1 pseudogene is annotated in these 540 nt (G+C 72.2%); it reads left to right on the top strand.

Going from position 1 to position 540, the window contains the following annotated elements:
- Positions 1-540: pseudogene (locus ACGWYJ_RS39015) on the top strand (benzoyl-CoA-dihydrodiol lyase); the annotation flags it as partial.

The raw sequence follows: 540 nt of genomic DNA, 5'->3' as shown, positions 1-540 counted from the left end.
CGTGACGGACAAGCGGCACGTCCGCCGTGACCTGGCCGACTATTTCGCCACCAAGGCCGAGGGCGTCGGCGGCAGGAAGGCCGTGGCCTGGCGGCTGGTGGACGAGGTCGTGCCGCGTACCTCGTGGGAGGAACGGGTCGCCGAGCGCGCCGCGGAGCTGGCCGCGCGCTCGTCCCGTCCCGAGGGCGCGCGCGGGATCACGCTGACGCCGCTGGAGAAGGACCGCACCGCCACCGAGATCACCTACAGGCACGTGTCGGCGCGGCTCGACCGGACCGCCCGCACCGCGGAGATCACCGTCCACGGACCCGAGACCGATCCGCCCGCCGGCGCCGAAGGGATCCACCGGCAGGGCGCGGACTTCTGGACGCTCGCGGTCACCCGTGAACTGGACGACCTGATCCTGGACCTGCGCACCAACGAGACCGAGCTGGGCACCTGGGTGTTCCGCACGTCCGGGGACGCGCAGCGGGTGCTCGCCTACGACCGGCTGCTGCTCGACAACGCCGGCGACTGGCTGGCGAACGAGATCGTCCTTTT

The sequence above is a fragment of the Actinomadura sp. SCN-SB genome (assembly GCF_043906805.1).
GTDB lineage: Bacteria > Actinomycetota > Actinomycetes > Streptosporangiales > Streptosporangiaceae > Spirillospora.
This window is presented reverse-complemented; position numbering and strand designations above follow the sequence as displayed.